At 37.8% G+C, this 15,429-nt stretch carries 14 protein-coding genes; 9 read left to right on the top strand and 5 right to left on the bottom strand.

Annotation, left to right across the window (positions count from 1 at the left end; all coding sequences use genetic code 11):
• The 3 genes from H4J76_RS09345 to rimP form a co-directional block, all read right to left on the bottom strand.
• The coding region (locus H4J76_RS09345) for a translation initiation factor IF-2 associated domain-containing protein (RefSeq protein WP_182230483.1) at positions 1-499 on the bottom strand (499 nt) is incomplete at its 3' end.
• 20 nt (positions 500-519) lie between these two features.
• The gene (nusA, locus tag H4J76_RS09340) at positions 520-2,013 is read right to left on the bottom strand and encodes a transcription termination factor NusA (protein ID WP_070376182.1); all 1,494 of its coding nucleotides are present in this window, start codon (positions 2,011-2,013) and stop codon (positions 520-522) included.
• 94 nt (positions 2,014-2,107) lie between these two features.
• Positions 2,108-2,575 (bottom strand): ribosome maturation factor RimP, encoded by a 468-nt coding sequence (rimP, locus tag H4J76_RS09335; RefSeq protein WP_070376181.1) that lies wholly within the window; start codon positions 2,573-2,575, stop codon positions 2,108-2,110.
• A gap of 477 nt (positions 2,576-3,052) precedes the next feature.
• Here rimP and H4J76_RS09330 point away from each other — a divergent pair, with 477 nt between their 5' ends.
• The 8 genes from H4J76_RS09330 (at position 3,053) to nth (ending at position 11,562) form a co-directional block, all read left to right on the top strand.
• On the top strand, positions 3,053-4,921 hold the full coding sequence (locus H4J76_RS09330) for an EAL domain-containing protein (RefSeq protein ID WP_182230482.1): 1,869 nt from the start codon (positions 3,053-3,055) through the stop codon (positions 4,919-4,921).
• 156 nt (positions 4,922-5,077) lie between these two features.
• Positions 5,078-5,659 (top strand): electron transport complex subunit RsxA, encoded by a 582-nt coding sequence (gene rsxA, locus H4J76_RS09325; protein WP_070376179.1) that lies wholly within the window; start codon positions 5,078-5,080, stop codon positions 5,657-5,659.
• Positions 5,659-6,213: an electron transport complex subunit RsxB gene (gene rsxB / locus H4J76_RS09320; protein WP_070376178.1), complete on the top strand. Its 555-nt coding sequence runs from the start codon at positions 5,659-5,661 to the stop codon at positions 6,211-6,213. Before rsxA ends, rsxB begins: the two co-directional genes overlap by 1 nt.
• 10 nt (positions 6,214-6,223) lie before the next feature.
• The gene (gene rsxC / locus H4J76_RS09315) at positions 6,224-8,431 is read left to right on the top strand and encodes an electron transport complex subunit RsxC (protein WP_182230481.1); all 2,208 of its coding nucleotides are present in this window, start codon (positions 6,224-6,226) and stop codon (positions 8,429-8,431) included.
• Between the two features lie 4 nt (positions 8,432-8,435).
• The gene (gene rsxD / locus H4J76_RS09310; RefSeq protein WP_182222697.1) at positions 8,436-9,512 is read left to right on the top strand and encodes an electron transport complex subunit RsxD; all 1,077 of its coding nucleotides are present in this window, start codon (positions 8,436-8,438) and stop codon (positions 9,510-9,512) included.
• On the top strand, positions 9,512-10,171 hold the full coding sequence (rsxG, locus tag H4J76_RS09305; RefSeq protein ID WP_182171345.1) for an electron transport complex subunit RsxG: 660 nt from the start codon (positions 9,512-9,514) through the stop codon (positions 10,169-10,171). The genes rsxD and rsxG overlap by 1 nt, the downstream gene beginning before the upstream one ends.
• A 5-nt stretch (positions 10,172-10,176) precedes the next feature.
• Positions 10,177-10,884: an electron transport complex subunit E gene (locus tag H4J76_RS09300; RefSeq protein WP_182230480.1), complete on the top strand. Its 708-nt coding sequence runs from the start codon at positions 10,177-10,179 to the stop codon at positions 10,882-10,884.
• Between the two features lie 18 nt (positions 10,885-10,902).
• Entirely contained in the window at positions 10,903-11,562 is a 660-nt protein-coding gene (gene nth / locus H4J76_RS09295; protein ID WP_182215454.1) for an endonuclease III, read from the top strand.
• Between the two features lie 35 nt (positions 11,563-11,597).
• Here the strand turns inward: nth and H4J76_RS09290 are convergent, their stop codons facing one another.
• Positions 11,598-12,266 (bottom strand): ABC transporter substrate-binding protein, encoded by a 669-nt coding sequence (locus H4J76_RS09290; RefSeq protein WP_182215456.1) that lies wholly within the window; start codon positions 12,264-12,266, stop codon positions 11,598-11,600.
• Between the two features lie 336 nt (positions 12,267-12,602).
• On the opposite strand from H4J76_RS09290, the gene H4J76_RS09285 reads away from it, so the two are divergent.
• The gene (locus tag H4J76_RS09285) at positions 12,603-13,022 is read left to right on the top strand and encodes a VOC family protein (RefSeq protein ID WP_182230479.1); all 420 of its coding nucleotides are present in this window, start codon (positions 12,603-12,605) and stop codon (positions 13,020-13,022) included.
• 55 nt (positions 13,023-13,077) lie between these two features.
• On the opposite strand, the gene H4J76_RS09280 is transcribed toward H4J76_RS09285, so the two are convergent.
• Positions 13,078-15,153 (bottom strand): fused MFS/spermidine synthase, encoded by a 2,076-nt coding sequence (locus H4J76_RS09280; protein WP_182230478.1) that lies wholly within the window; start codon positions 15,151-15,153, stop codon positions 13,078-13,080.
• Positions 15,154-15,429 lie beyond the last annotated feature (276 nt).

Raw genomic sequence — 15,429 nt, 5'->3', positions numbered from 1 at the left:
GCTTAGCTTTAGCTTCGGCTTCGGCTCTTGCCGCTGCTTTACGCTCAGCTTCTGCTTCAGCTTTTGCTGCAGCAACTGCTTTACCATTTTCTGCTTCTTTAGCATCAGCAATTGCTTTTGCTTCAGCAGCTGCTTGAGCGGCAATTTCAGCTTCTGCTGCTACTTTAGCTTCAGCTTCTGCTTGCTGTTGTTCTTCAACTTCGCTGCGCTTAACATAAGTGCGTTTTTTACGCACTTCAACATTAACTGACTTAGCTTTACTGCCATGTCCCATCGTTAACGTTGATTTAGATTTACGGTTAAGCGTCATTTTTAATGGTCCGGCTGTTGAGTCGTCACCATGTTGCTTTTTCAAGTGGTCTAACAATGCTTCTTTTTCATCTTGTGATACGGAATCGGTCGCGGATTTATTCACGCCAGAGTCAGCCAATTGGCTAACTAAGCGGTCCACCGGTGTACCAATTTCTTGAGCAAGTTCTGCTACAGTTGTGTTTGACATCTACTATATTCTCCCGGGAATTATTCTTCGTTAAACCAACAAATATTACGCGCAGCCATAATTAACTCGCCCGCTTTGGTTTCATCTAATTCTTCAATATCGGCAATTTCGTCAACGCCTTGTTCAGCTAAGTCTTCAAGGGTAATTACACCACGACTTGCTAATACAAATGCTAAGTGACGTTCTAAACCGTCTAGCGCTAATAAATCAGCTGCTGGTTCTGCATTTTCAAGAGATTCTTCACTTGCTAATGCACGAGTCGTTAATGCCGCTTTGGCACGTTCACGAAGCGCTTCAACAATATCTTCATCCATACCGTCAATTTCTAACATTTCAGCTGCTGGTACGTAAGCGATTTCTTCTAACGTAGCAAAACCTTCTTCTGCTAATAAGTTAGCAAAATCATCATCGATATCTAAGTTATCTGTAAACAATGAAATAACTTTATCGTTTTCGGCTTGATGCTTCTCGTTCATGTCAGCAACAGTCATCACGTTTAATTCCCAGCCAGTTAATTGGCTAGCTAAACGGATATTTTGACCACTACGACCAATGGCCATCGCTAAATTGCCTTCTTCAACAGCAATATCCATGGTGCCTTTGTCTTCATCAACAATAATTGATGCAACTTCAGCTGGAGCCATTGCGTTGATAACATATTGTGCTGGGTTATCGTCATATAAAACGATATCAACACGTTCACCACCAAGCTCAGTTGAAACGGCTTGCACACGTGAACCACGCATACCAACACAAGCACCTACTGGGTCAATACGCTTGTCATTAGATTTTACAGAAATCTTTGCACGTGAACCTGGATCGCGAGCAGCGCCCTTAATTTCTAGCATCTCTTCGCCAATTTCTGGCACTTCTACGCGGAAAAGTTCAATTAACATTTCAGGCTTAGAACGAGTCACTAATAATTGTGCGCCGCGCGTTTCTGTTTTAATTTCGTATAACAAACCACGAACACGATCCCCTGGACGGAATGTTTCACGAGGTAACATATCGTCACGGTAGATAACCGCCTCTGCATTATTACCTAAATCAATAATGATGCTATCGCGACTGGCTTTTTTAACAACACCTGTCACTAGCTCGCCAATTTGTTCTTGGTAAGCTTCAACAATAAGAGCACGTTCTGCTTCACGAATTTTTTGAACAATAACTTGTTTTGCTGTTTGCGTAGTTACACGGTCAAATTTAACTGATTCAATTTGATCTTCAATGTAATCGCCTAACTGCAACTCTTCATTGTCGTACTGTGCAGCTGACAAACTCATTTCTGCAAATGGGTTTTCTGCTACGGCGTCATCGGCAACAACCAACCAACGTCGGAAAGTATCAAATTCACCGTTAGTACGGTCAATAGCGACACGAACAATAATGTCACCTTCATATTTTTTCTTTGTTGCTGTTTCTAAAGCGGTTTCCATTGCTTCAAAAATGCTTTCACGGGGTAATGCTTTTTCGTTAGATACGGCATCTACAACCAGTAATATTTCCTTACTCATGCTACTTAGCCTTTTTAATCGTTTCTGAACAGTTCAACTATTTATGTAATGACGTTGAACAACTACGTATTTTTATTTTATTGTTATTATTTGCTTAGCTTTTTTTATTATGATTAAAAACCAAATTGCCCTTAACAATATTACCAAGCACTAATTCATAGTCTTCACTGTCGACCGTTACTACTAAAGTATCGTTTTCAACGGCAGCTAAGCGACCTTTAAATTTGCGGCGACCGTTTAATGGTATAGATAATTTTACTTCAATAATTTCACCAATCACTGCTTCATAGTGTGGTTTATCAAATAACGGTCGGTCTAAACCGGGTGACGAAACTTCTAAATTAAACTCACTGCCGATAGGGTCTTCAACGTCAAGAATAGCGCCTACTTGACGGCTAACTTCAGCACAATCATCAACATCAATGCCATTCTCATGGTCGATAAACAAACGTAATACTGAGTTATTACCAGCACTAATATACTCAATGCCTAATAATTCCTTACCAACTTCTTCAACAGCAGGACGTAACATGTCTGTTAATTTATGTTCAAACTTAGCCAATCATTTTCTCCAAATAAAATCTTACTTTGTCTTCATGTATCAACATCCAGATACAAAAAAAGGGCTTATAGCCCAGCAATTCTTAAAGCTTATCGTGCTGAACAAATGTCCCAGATACGAAAAAGCCCCAATACGCGGGGCTTATTACACTGAACCCACGATGTTGATTTAACCTAGTGACTTATAAAATAAGCCGTCAAATCGATACAACAATATAAAATTATCTTCTAACTTTGCTTTAAGCAATAGCCAAAAAATTAATTTCAGTGAAATATTGTTATATTTAAGCTAGGTCAATTATATAGCGACTACCGCCGAATCGCAAGCCTAATTGATAGGATAAGCAATAAAACCTTAAGTTATAGAACTCATTAACGCCTACATTATATATCGCTCTAAATAACAGTAAGTTAGTAATTTTTTATCAAGCATGCTATAAATTGAAGTAGGCCTAACTTTTCAGTAAATCAACATATTATGTATAGCTATTCTCAATTATTAATGCGCAACGTCATTTTAGGGATGTTTTTTAATATTCTTATTGTTGTTATGGTGAGTTATTTCTTTGCTACCTCACTCTCGAGTAAGCAATTAATGATGCAAAACTCTATTTCAGCTATTATCGACGCATCAGATAAGACCAACCAATTAGAACAAGTTAAACACTTAGTTAATCTAGCTGATTTTCAATTATTTTCCCTACAACAACAAAACAAAGAAATAGTTAATTATAAAGTAGAAAACACCAACCTGCTTGTCTCTTATATTTCCCCACCCATAGTCGTATTTACTCACCCATCTAATACGACCGTTAGTTATCAAATAAACAGTAATGATGCCGCGACATTGATCTTTAAAATAATGCTGGTATCTATTTTAGCCAGCCTTATCATTATTGTTATTGCTTGTACGTTAAGTGTTAAACACACTAAAAAGCTTGTTTTTGTGGTTAACAACAAAATAAAACAGGGTATTGCTCAAGTTATATCGATGAATAAACTTGAGGCTGGTGATGAAATTATCGACATGCCTGAATTAACTCATGGACTAAAAAAAGTCGAGGCATTACTTTCCGCGCATGTTAATGATGCCAGTGCACTTGAAAAGCAAGCTTATATAGAACCTCTTACAAAATTAGAAAACCGTAATCGCTTTATTCAGTTTTTTGCTAATGATGAAAACCAGGTTGAATTTGGTGTCTTAGCGATAACACGCTGCTCTGAACTGCAAACGATAAATCAAATACACGGTTACAGTGAAGGTGATAATTATATTTGCAAAGTTGCCGACATTATCAAAAGCGTTACTGCAACCTACCGAGGTGCAAATGTTTATCGACTTAATAGTTCTGACTTTGCCACTTTGCTTCCTAACGTAACATTAAAAGAAGCTGAAAACGCTGCGAATGAAATATCCAGTAAGTTTAACGCTTACCAACAATCATCAGATTTAGATTCAGTTGGCTACACTGGGTTAGTCTATTTCGAGAAAGACAAACCACTTGGCGAATTACTGGCACTCGCTGATACCGGCATCAGTATTGCACAAACTCAACAACTAAATTCTTGGTATTCGCAAAGCGACAGTGACATTTTACATAGCTCTAGTGCGAATTATGGCAACCAAAATTGGCGTCAAGAAATAGACAGCGTATTAGAAAACCAACGGGTTAAATTACTTGTCCAACCGATAAAACCTAATAGCCGTAACAATAAAGTCTATGGTGAAATTCTTGCCCGCTTTTTAAATTCAACTGATGAAATGTTACCCACCGCTTCTTTTATAGCTATGGCGGAAAAGCTTGATAAAATGATGGCTGTTGACAAAATGATTATCGAAAAAGTGATCAGTGAAATTAAAACAAAAAATTTACATGACCAATTTTTTGGCATCAACATCAGTTCACGTAGTATTCATGACGAACATTTTTTAATTTGGCTTGAACGTCGTTTATTGAAAGAAGCAACTATTGCTGCGAAATTGATCTTTGAGATAACGGAATACGGCCTCCAACAAAACATTAAAACCAGTAAGCGTTTTATTGATATGATCCACAGAGTCGGTTCTCGTATTACTGTTGAGCGTTTTGGTGTGGGTTTAACCTCTTTTAAATTTTTCCGCGACCTTAAACCTGACTTTATTAAAATGGATAGTACTTATACACGTGATATTGATGATGATAAAAACAACCAGTACTTCATCAGATTAATGGTCGATCTTGCTCATCGTCTCAGTATCACTGTTTTAGCTGAAAGTGTTGAAAGCCAAGAAGAAAAGTTTACTTTAGAAAAATTATTTATCGATGGTTGCCAAGGTTTTTATTTAGGAAAGCCTGAAGCGATTTAATTGAGTATAACTTAAAGCTAAACGTTCCATCTTAATAAAGGCCAAGCATGGCAAGAAGATAGTGCATATGCAATAAAAATTAAGGCATTGAGCGGTTGTCATCTGGCTAATAAAGTCGGATAATAGCGTGAATTATCTCATAAAATTAATTTTCAAATGACAGATTATCTACTGCTGTTAGTTAGCACAGTATTAGTCAATAACTTTGTTCTCGTAAAGTTCCTAGGTTTATGCCCATTTATGGGGGTGTCTTCACGTACTGAAACTGCAATCGGTATGTCATTTGCCACCACCTTTGTAATGACTATTGCTTCGTTACTCAGCTACATCGTAAATACCTATATTCTTACTCCTCTGGGACTCGAATATCTAACAACTATGATGTTTATTTTAGTCATTGCTGTTGTTGTACAATTTACCGAAATGGTCGTACATAAAACCAGTGCCAACTTATACCGTTTACTGGGTATTTTCTTGCCTTTGATTACCACTAATTGCGCGGTATTAGGTGTTGCTTTATTAAATATTTATGAGCAACATAATTTTCTTGAGTCGATTGTTTATGGCTTTGGCGCGGCTGTCGGTTTTTCTCTTGTACTTATTATGTTTTCAGCGATGCGCGAAAAACTTGCTAATGCTGATATCCCAAAACCTTTTAAAGGTTCCGCTATCGCTATGATAACCGCTGGCTTAATGTCACTTGCCTTTATGGGTTTCACTGGATTGGTGAAGTTGTAATGACCACCCTATTAGCAATACTAGTACTTGGCTGTATGGCATTAGTCTTTGGCGCCATTCTTGGCTTTGCCTCTGTAAAATTTCACGTTGAGGGCGACCCTCTTGCCGAGCAGGTTGATGCTATTTTACCACAAACGCAATGTGGCCAATGCGGTTACCCCGGTTGTAAACCTTATGCAGAAGCAGTCGCTAACGGTGAGGCTATTAACAAATGCGCACCTGGCGGCGAAGATACCATCAAAAAAATAGCAGACTTAATGGGGGTTGAACCACCACCTCTTGACGAAAACCATGATACAGACAATTCTCCTAAAGTTGCTTTTATTATTGAAGAAGACTGTATTGGTTGTACTAAATGTATTCAAGCTTGCCCTGTTGATGCAATCTTAGGTACGACCAAACAGATGCACACTATAATAGCCGACGAATGTACTGGCTGTGACTTATGTATAGACCCTTGTCCGGTTGATTGCATAATAATGATACCTATCGCTAAAACACCACAAAACTGGCAATGGGATCTTAATAATATACCTGTGGTACAGCTTGATTAGGTGAGGATTCGTGGGATCAGTTATTGAACGTATAAAGCGCGCTAATTTTTGGACTTTTCATGGCGGTATACATCCACCAGAACAGAAGTTCTTAACCACTGATAAGCCTATCAGAGCGGTTAGCATACCTGAACAGCTAATACTGCCATTACAGCAACACATAGGTATTGCTGCAGATTTACGGGTAAAAGTAGGTGATAAAGTACTTAAGGGGCAAGCACTCACCCAGAGTATGCATCCTATGGCTGTTCCTATTCACGCTCCTACGAGTGGCACTATTACTGCCATTAAAAATGCCGTTATTGCTCATCCCTCAGGCCTAAGCGAATTATGCTTATTTATTAAGCCAGACGGAGAAGATACATGGCAAGAACGTCATATATGTACTGATGTAAGTAAATTAAGCCATAATGAAATAATTGATAAAATTTCCTCAGCCGGTATATCAGGCATGGGCGGTGCTGGCTTTCCTACACAAGTTAAAATAAGTACTAGAGACAAAATACAATTCCTTATTATTAATGCCGCTGAATGTGAACCTTATATTAGTGCTGACGATTTATTAATTCGCGAGCACAGCCCATCAATTCTTGATGGCATTAATATACTTGACCGTCTTCTTTCACCTGAACATATCCTCATTGGTATTGAAAATAATAAACCTGAAGCGATAAAAGTACTTCAGCAAGCAACCGCTAATAATGAAAGAATTCAAGTGTGTGTAGTGCCAACTAAATATCCTACTGGCGGTGAAAAACAGTTAATTCAAATATTAACAGGTCAAGAGGTTCCTTCAGGCGTTTTCCCAAGTTCTATGGGTATTGTTATGCAAAACATTGCCACTTGCTTTGCGATAGCTGATGCGGTAATAAACGATATTCCATTAATTAAGAGAGTGGTCACTGTCAGTGGCCAAGCTTTACAAAAGCCACAGAATGTCTGGTCATTACTCGGCACCCCAGTAGGCTTCTTGCTCGAACAATGTGGTTACCCCAATAAAGATAAAAAGCATATCATTATGGGTGGTCCAATGATGGGCTATAGCTTACCCACAGACCAAGTTCCCGTTGTAAAAACAACCAACTGTATACTTGCACCGAGTGAGCAGGAAATATCATCACCTTATTCAACCGGCACAAAAGAGGTTGAGTGTATCAGATGTGGCCAGTGTAGTGATGTCTGCCCCAGCCAATTGTTACCACAAGAGTTACAGTGGAGCGCTAAAGCAAAAGATCACCAACAACTTGATAAATTAAACTTATTTGATTGTATTGAATGTGGTGCTTGTGCCTATGTTTGTCCGAGCCAGATCCCCTTGGTGCATTATTACCGAGTAGCAAAATCTGAAATTCGTCAACAAAAACAACTTGATTTAAAAGCAGAACATGCAAAGGTAAGATTTGAAGCACGAAAAGAGCGTTTAGCCCGAGATAAAATAGCACGAGAAGAAAAACACAAAGCAGCAGCAGAAGCACGTAAAGCGCGGATGAACTCGGGTACCAGCGAAGCAAAAACAGAAAAATCAGCGGTTGCTGCCGCCTTAGCTCGAGTTAAAGCGAAAAAAGCTCAACAAACCCAAGGTAGTGAAAATGTCACTGCACAGACAGAAGCACCATCGGTAGAAAATGAACAAAAAAGTCAAGTGAGCGCAGCTATTGCAAGAGCGAAAGCGAAAAAGCTAGCAGCTCAACAAAATACGGCAACTTATAAATCAGAACCACAAAGTGCGCTGGGAGATATTCCACCGGCAATTGATGATAAAAAAGCTAAAATTGCCAATGCTGTTGCAAAGGCGAAAGCCCGTAAGCTAGCTGAAAAAAATAAGAATAGCGCAGATGATAGCGACTTAACCCTTGATAATAACATTGTCATCGAAGCTGACGCACAAGCAAACCAGGCTGATATGCTCGTTCCTGCTGATGATAAAAAAGCTAAAATTGCTAAGGCGGTTGCAAAAGCTAAAGCCCGTAAGCTAGCTGAAAAAAATAAGAATAGCGCAGATGATAGCGACTTAACCCTTGATAATAACATTGTCATCGATACCGACGCACAAGCAAACCAGGCTGATATGCTCGTTCCAGCTGATGATAAAAAAGCTAAAATTGCTGCAGCAATTGCAAAGGCGAAAGCCCGTAAACTTGCCCAGCAACAAGCAAAATCAACGGCTAATACTAGCGAAGAAAAAACCAACAAACCCGTAAAATCAGAGTTGACGTAATATTATGGCCTTTTGGATAGCAAGCTCACCACATAATCATGTTCAAAGTGAAACATCATCAATAATGCGTATGGTCATTTACGCCACTATTCCCGGTGTATTTGCCCAGTGGTATTTTTTTGGCTGGGGTAATTTAATCCATATATCACTCGCTGTGATCACCGCATTAATAGCAGAATTTACCGTTTTATCTTTACGGGAGAAAAATATCAAGGCGCAACTATTTGATGGCAGCGCTATTTTAACGGCGGTATTACTGGGGATTAGTTTACCCGCCATAGCGCCGTGGTGGATCACTGTTATAGGTGTATCTTTTGCCATTATTGTCGTAAAGCAACTATACGGAGGTCTAGGTCATAACCCTTTCAACCCTGCAATGGCCGCTTATGTCATGCTATTGATTTCATTTCCGGTACAAATGACATCGTGGTTACCGCCACTTGAACTAATGACCTTACCGTTAAATTTTGTTGATACACTCTCTGTAATCTTTAGTAGCTTTACCATTGATGGCTATTCTGTTGAGCAACTAAGAACACATGTCGACGGTTATACCATGGCAACCCCCCTAGATACGGTAAAAACAAACCTAACACTGGGCTTAAACATTGCAGAAAGTATGACAAGCCCCGTCATTGGTGAAAATTTTGGAGTGGGTTGGGAATGGGTTAGTGCTGGGTTTTTACTCGGTGGTCTATTTTTAATAGGCAAAAAAACAATTCATTGGGCAACACCCGTTAGCTTTTTAGCAAGCATATTTGTTTGTTCATTAATTGCTTTTTTATATAGCCAAGATACTAACGCTTCAACACTCTTCCATTGGTTTAATGGTGCATGTATGTTTGGCGCATTCTTTATTTTAACGGACCCAGTTTCCGGCGCTACTAGTATTAAAGGCCGAATCGTTTTTGGCGCATTAGCAGGCTTTTTAGTCTTTATTATTAGAAAATACGGCGGTTACCCTGATGGCGTCGCGTTTGCAGTGCTAATTTGTAACATGGCTGCTCCACTAATAGATCAATACACACGCCCCCGTACTTATGGGCATAATATTTCATCAAGTAAAGCAGGCAAAGAATAATGGTCCTTTCTCTTACCAGTGCAGTCAGTAAAAATGCCAGGATCCTCGCTTTATTTGCTATTGCTTGCACGGCAATTGTTGGCGTGGTTCATTCACTCACCAAAGATCAAATTATCTTGCAGCAACAACAAGACTTATTGCGTAATTTAAACAGTATCATTGCCAAAAATAGCTACAACAATGTTATCTATAAAGACTGCTTCATTTTACCTAACGAGGCATTAGGCACAGTTAACCCACCAAAAGTTTACCGTGCAAGAAATGATAATAGCCCTGTTGCTGCAGCAATTACCACCGTTGCACCAGATGGATACAGTGGCAATATAGAGCTTATTGTCGCCATCAATATCGATGGTAGCATAAGCGGTGTTAGAACATTAAAACACCAAGAAACGCCTGGACTAGGCGATAAAATTGAAGAGAAAAAAAGTGATTGGATCAATAGTTTTACCGGTAAAAAGCTCATTGATAAAAATGATAATCGTTGGTTAGTAAGAAAAGATGGCGGCATGTTTGACCAGTTCACCGGCGCGACAATAACCCCACGTGCTGTGGTCAAAGCAGTACGTAAATCCGTTAATTATTTTAACGCTCACCAAGATGAATTATTTGAAGCAGCGAGTAATTGTTCAAATCAAGATGTTGCTAAGGGAGCTTAATAGTCATGAAAATTAACGATGAATATAAAGAATTAGCTTGGCAAGGTTTATGGAAGAACAATCCGGGTATAGTACAGCTTTTAGGATTGTGTCCATTATTAGCCGTAACATCGACCCTAACCAATGCTATTGGTTTGGGCTTAGCGACCTTATTTGTTCTAATTTGTTCAAATACTACCGTATCGGCAATACGAAAATGGGTACCTAAAGAAATTAGGATCCCTATTTTTGTTTTAATTATTGCTTCTTTTGTTACCTGTGTGCAATTATTAATGAATGCCTATACTTTTGGCTTATATCAATCACTTGGCATATTCTTACCCTTAATTGTTACTAACTGTGCCATTATTGGTAGAGCGGAGGCATATGCCTCTAAAAACCCAATTAAACAAGCAAGCTTTGACGGTTTAATGATGGGCTTAGGCTTTTTATTAATATTGATGTTGTTGGGTGCAGTAAGAGAAATACTTGGCCAAGGAACGCTGTTTGATGGCGCTAATTTATTACTTGGCGAATGGGCAAGTATATTACGTATTGAAGTTTACATCCTCGATAGTCAATTTTTACTCGCCATACTACCCCCAGGTGCTTTTATCGTCATGGGCTTATTTATAGCTTTAAAAAACGCCATTGATGATCGAGTAGCAGCCGCTAAGCCTAAAACAGAAAGTAAGGAAATTGAACGAGTTCGTGTCAATTTTGATGAAAAATAATAATAAAAGAATAACGCCATGAATAAAGTACAACGTTTAGAAATATTAACTCGGTTACGAGACAATAATCCACACCCAACCACTGAACTTAATTTTTCTTCACCTTTTGAGTTGCTTATTGCTGTGCTGCTTTCAGCACAATCGACTGATGTTGGTGTTAACAAAGCCACAGCAAAGCTTTATCCTGTTGCTAATACCCCTCAAGCTATACTTGATTTAGGCCTTGATGGCTTGAAGTTTTATATAAAAACAATTGGTTTATTTAATACTAAAGCGGCAAACACGCTAAAAACATGTCAAATGTTAGTTGATTTACATAATGGCGAAGTTCCCAAAGAAAGGGCGGCATTAGAAGCCTTACCTGGGGTTGGCAGAAAAACAGCAAATGTTGTTTTAAACACCGCTTTTGGCCAACTAAAAGATAATGAAGGTAAGTACTTTATTGCAGTAGACACCCATATTCAAAGACTGGCAAATCGTACCGGTTATGCGAAAGGGAAAACAGTTGAAGAAACCGAAAAAAATATTATTAAAAACACACCAAGAAAAACAGAGTTTTTTTATAACTTGCATCACTGGTTCATTCTGCATGGTCGTTATACTTGTATAGCAAGAACCCCCCGTTGTGGTTCTTGTATAATAGAAGATTTATGTAGTTTTAAAGAGAAAACCAGTTAATTCGTTCTCAGTTATTATCAGTGTATAGCCGTTAGTTATAAATTTATATACTTGTTGTATATCCGCAAAAACTCACCACTTTCCTTGATTTTAGTTAACCCTAAATTAAAATCATCTCGAATTTTTTTATCTCTAAATACGGGACGATAGTCCATTGGTTTATCTATAGTAAGTTTGTGCTCGGTAATTTCTTGGCTATCTAGACCATGCATTAAATTAAGTTTCTTTACAAAATATCTAAAGATATAACGATCGCTTACCACCACATCATAGCGCCCAAAATACAGTAACTTCACTTGTGTTAGTTGGTCGCTAACGCCATAAAACCTACTGTCTTCTTTTACTTTTTTTAGCCATTTAGGGTAGCGTTTATCTGCTCCTTGAAAAGAAACCACATTCAACGAATCTAAATCTTTAGGCCTTTCCAGTAAAATATTTTTATTCTTTAAAGTAATAAATACATTGTCATAGATTACAGCTGCCTTGGCATAAAAACCGCCTTGTGATTTTAAGTTTACCCCCATATCTCCCATGACTGCATTAACTAAATTATTGGTGAAAGCATAAGGAATTCGTCCTAATGGAAAGTACATTGGCTTTAACGTATGCCCTTTATGAGCTAAGGCGGCTTTAATAATATCTATTTCGATTCCACTATTATCATCTTCAAAAATATAAGGAGGAATTTCTTTACTAAAAGCCATTGATACTTCTGTAGCTTGGCTAATAATAGGCCATAGGAGACTACAGATAATCAAGCTATATGTGAGTGGTATTATTTTTATCATGTCATTAATTTGTTGTAATATTGTTAACAGACTACATAAGAATATAAAATAAACTATTGATAATGTCATTTTATTTTTCAGTGGGTGTATTTACTGATATTCGATTTTAATTAGCATAGTAAATAAAATACTTTCTGTTTATAGTGGCAATTAATGTAATGGTAAATGAATTATTATCTAAACAACAGATGAAGTTTTTGCTGTTTGTAAATCATTACTTTTTATTAGCTAACAATACAAAACAGGTACAAAATGAAATTTTTACACACAATGGTTCGCGTACATGATTTAGATAAGTCACTCAATTTTTATATTAATCAGCTAGGGCTCATTGAAACAAAACGCGTCGATGTACCCAAAGGGAAGTTTTCGTTGATTTTTCTTGCGACAGAAGTTGGCGGCCCTGAAATAGAACTGACCCATAACTGGGATTCTGAAGAAGAATATATCGTTGGCAGAAACTTTGGTCATTTAGCATTTGAGGTTGCTGACATATATAAAACTTGTGCGGCGCTTATGGCATCAGGTGTTGTTATTAATCGTCCGCCTCGTGACGGCCATATGGCTTTCGTAAAATCTCCAGATGGCATATCTATTGAGTTATTGCAAAAAGATGACGCATTAGCCCCTCAAGAGCCTTGGTTGAGTATGGAAAATCAAGGAAGCTGGTAAAGTAACGGCTTAATTATCTTGTCGATGACATATCACTCGACAAGATATTTAATGTTTACTTGAGTACTGATAATAAATCACTGTGATCATCGGTCCATATTATACGACTCTTTTCGCCAATATTTGGCATTGGCCAAGCACTCGCGTATATTTTAATGCGCGCATCATTAAGAAAAAACTCATTATTTGTTACTAGCACCCACTGAACATTATGTTCATTTTCTTTATCCGCTAGCGTTTCCACATAAACAATTTCTTTATCTAATACATCGGCTAAACCACGCACTAAAGGTGTTAAATTAAGGTGTGAATTAGAAATGTGTATCGCTAATACGCCATCTTTTTTTAGGTGCTTAAAATAAAGCAGCAATGCTTCTTTTGTTAATAAATGCTGTGGGATGGAATCACCCGAGAAGGCGTCAATGACTAATGCATCAAACTGTTTGCTTCCTGAATCTTCAAATTGTTGCTTTAAACTAACCCGACCATCACCTAAAACCACTTCAATGTTGGCAGCAGAATCTTTTAAGTAACTAAAATAGTTATTAGCGGCAAAAATAACCGCAGGGTTTAATTCATAAAATATATAGTGGTCAGTTTTATTACCATAAGCAGCTAAGGTACCTGCGCCCAAGCCCACAAATCCGGCATTTATATTTTGAGCACTCCCCTCTTGTACTCTTTGTTTGGTCAGTTGCTCAAGTGTAAGAGCAACACCGGTATTTTTTCTATAGTAACTTAATGGCGTTTTTTCATTGCCTTTCTCTAATGATTGCGTACCGTGTGATGTTGTTCCATCAATCAAACGACGTTGCACTTTATTATTAACTTCTACATCTTTAACACTTAAAATTCCATAAAAATTGCGTTCACTTGCCACATTAGTTTTAACAAAAAGCGTATTAAGATAAAACAATCCCACGGTAAAACTGACCGCTAAAATAAGATTAGATGCTACCAACCAAGTTTGTGTTTTTATTGCCGTATTTCTTTGTGAATAAATACTCAAAGCTAAAAGAACAAAGACACTAATAATGGCTAAAGGAAACTCTAAAAATTGATCAAAGATATTTTGCGCAATAAAAGCAACAAAGGCACTACCTAAAAAGCCACCCAATGACATAAATAAGTAAAACAAAGTTAACTGCTGAACTTGCGGTTTTAAACGTGCTAATTCCCCATGACAAATCATACACGCACTAAATAATATACAAGCGTAAATAACTACTTGTGAAATAATGTCGAGTTGCGAGCCAATAAAGTACATCAACAAAGCTAAACAAGCCGTGAGTACAAATAGCGCAAACCAATATTCTCTGACATACCACTTAGAGCTATGAAAACTAATAATAAAAGTCAGTAGGTATAAACACAGCGGCACTATCCATAAAAAAGGCACAGGGGGAATATTTTGTGTCATCGCATTGGTGGACGCCACTAATAAAATAACACCAACCATGGCTAACGCTATCCATAAAACTTTATCCAATAATGTGGTTGTTACGACACTTTTATCCAACGCTTGCTGAGTACTTTGCTCAACAGAAGTAAAGCTTAATTTTGACATTTTTAATAATAACGTTACCAGTAGTAACGCATAACAACCATACCCGAACGTCCAATAATTTGATTGTTGAGTTGTGGTTAGCAGCGGTTCAAATAGAAAAGGAAAACTGATTAACGCCAGCAAAGAACCTACATTGGATAATGAATACAATTGATAAGGGAGTTTTCCTATTTCGATATAAGTTAACCATCGCTGTATTAACGGGCCCGTTGACGACAAAATAAAATAAGGTAACCCTATCGATACGGTTAATAACAGTAGGATATTTTGAAGTGGCGAACTTGTCTGTGATATATCACCCCAATCTTGAATGCCAATAGGAAGAAATAACACACTGACAAGTAGAAAGACCGAGTGAATAATTAATTGTTTTTTGACAGATTTAACTTGTGTTAAACAGTGAGCGTAAAAATATCCTAATAATAGAAAAGCTTGAAAAAACAATAAACATGCAGTCCAGACAGCTGAACCACCGCCAAAGTATGGCAAAATCAATTTAGCAATAAGGGGTTGTACTTGGAATAATAAAAAAGCACTTAAAAAAATAATCGCCAGATATAGCATTTAATATATTTCTCTTAATCGTCAATCTAACTAGCTAATTGCTGGTTACGCTTGTGTTACCTAATGTGGGCATTTTTTAATCCCCTTTATCATGAGCACGTCATTCTTTCACATCGAGATACATGGATGTATTAATGCCGCGATGTCAAAGAGCGGCCATGTGATCATGACATACTATTCATCCTGAACACGTCATTATTTCACCTCGACATACATGGATTTATTAATACTGTGATGACATGGCTGTCAAAAAGCGGCCATGTCATCATGCATACT

The organism is Colwellia sp. BRX9-1 (assembly GCF_014077195.1).
In the GTDB taxonomy this organism is placed as follows: Bacteria; Pseudomonadota; Gammaproteobacteria; order Enterobacterales; family Alteromonadaceae; genus Colwellia_A.
The sequence above is the reverse complement of the archived record's forward strand: the minus strand, read 5'-3'. Positions and strand labels throughout refer to the sequence as shown.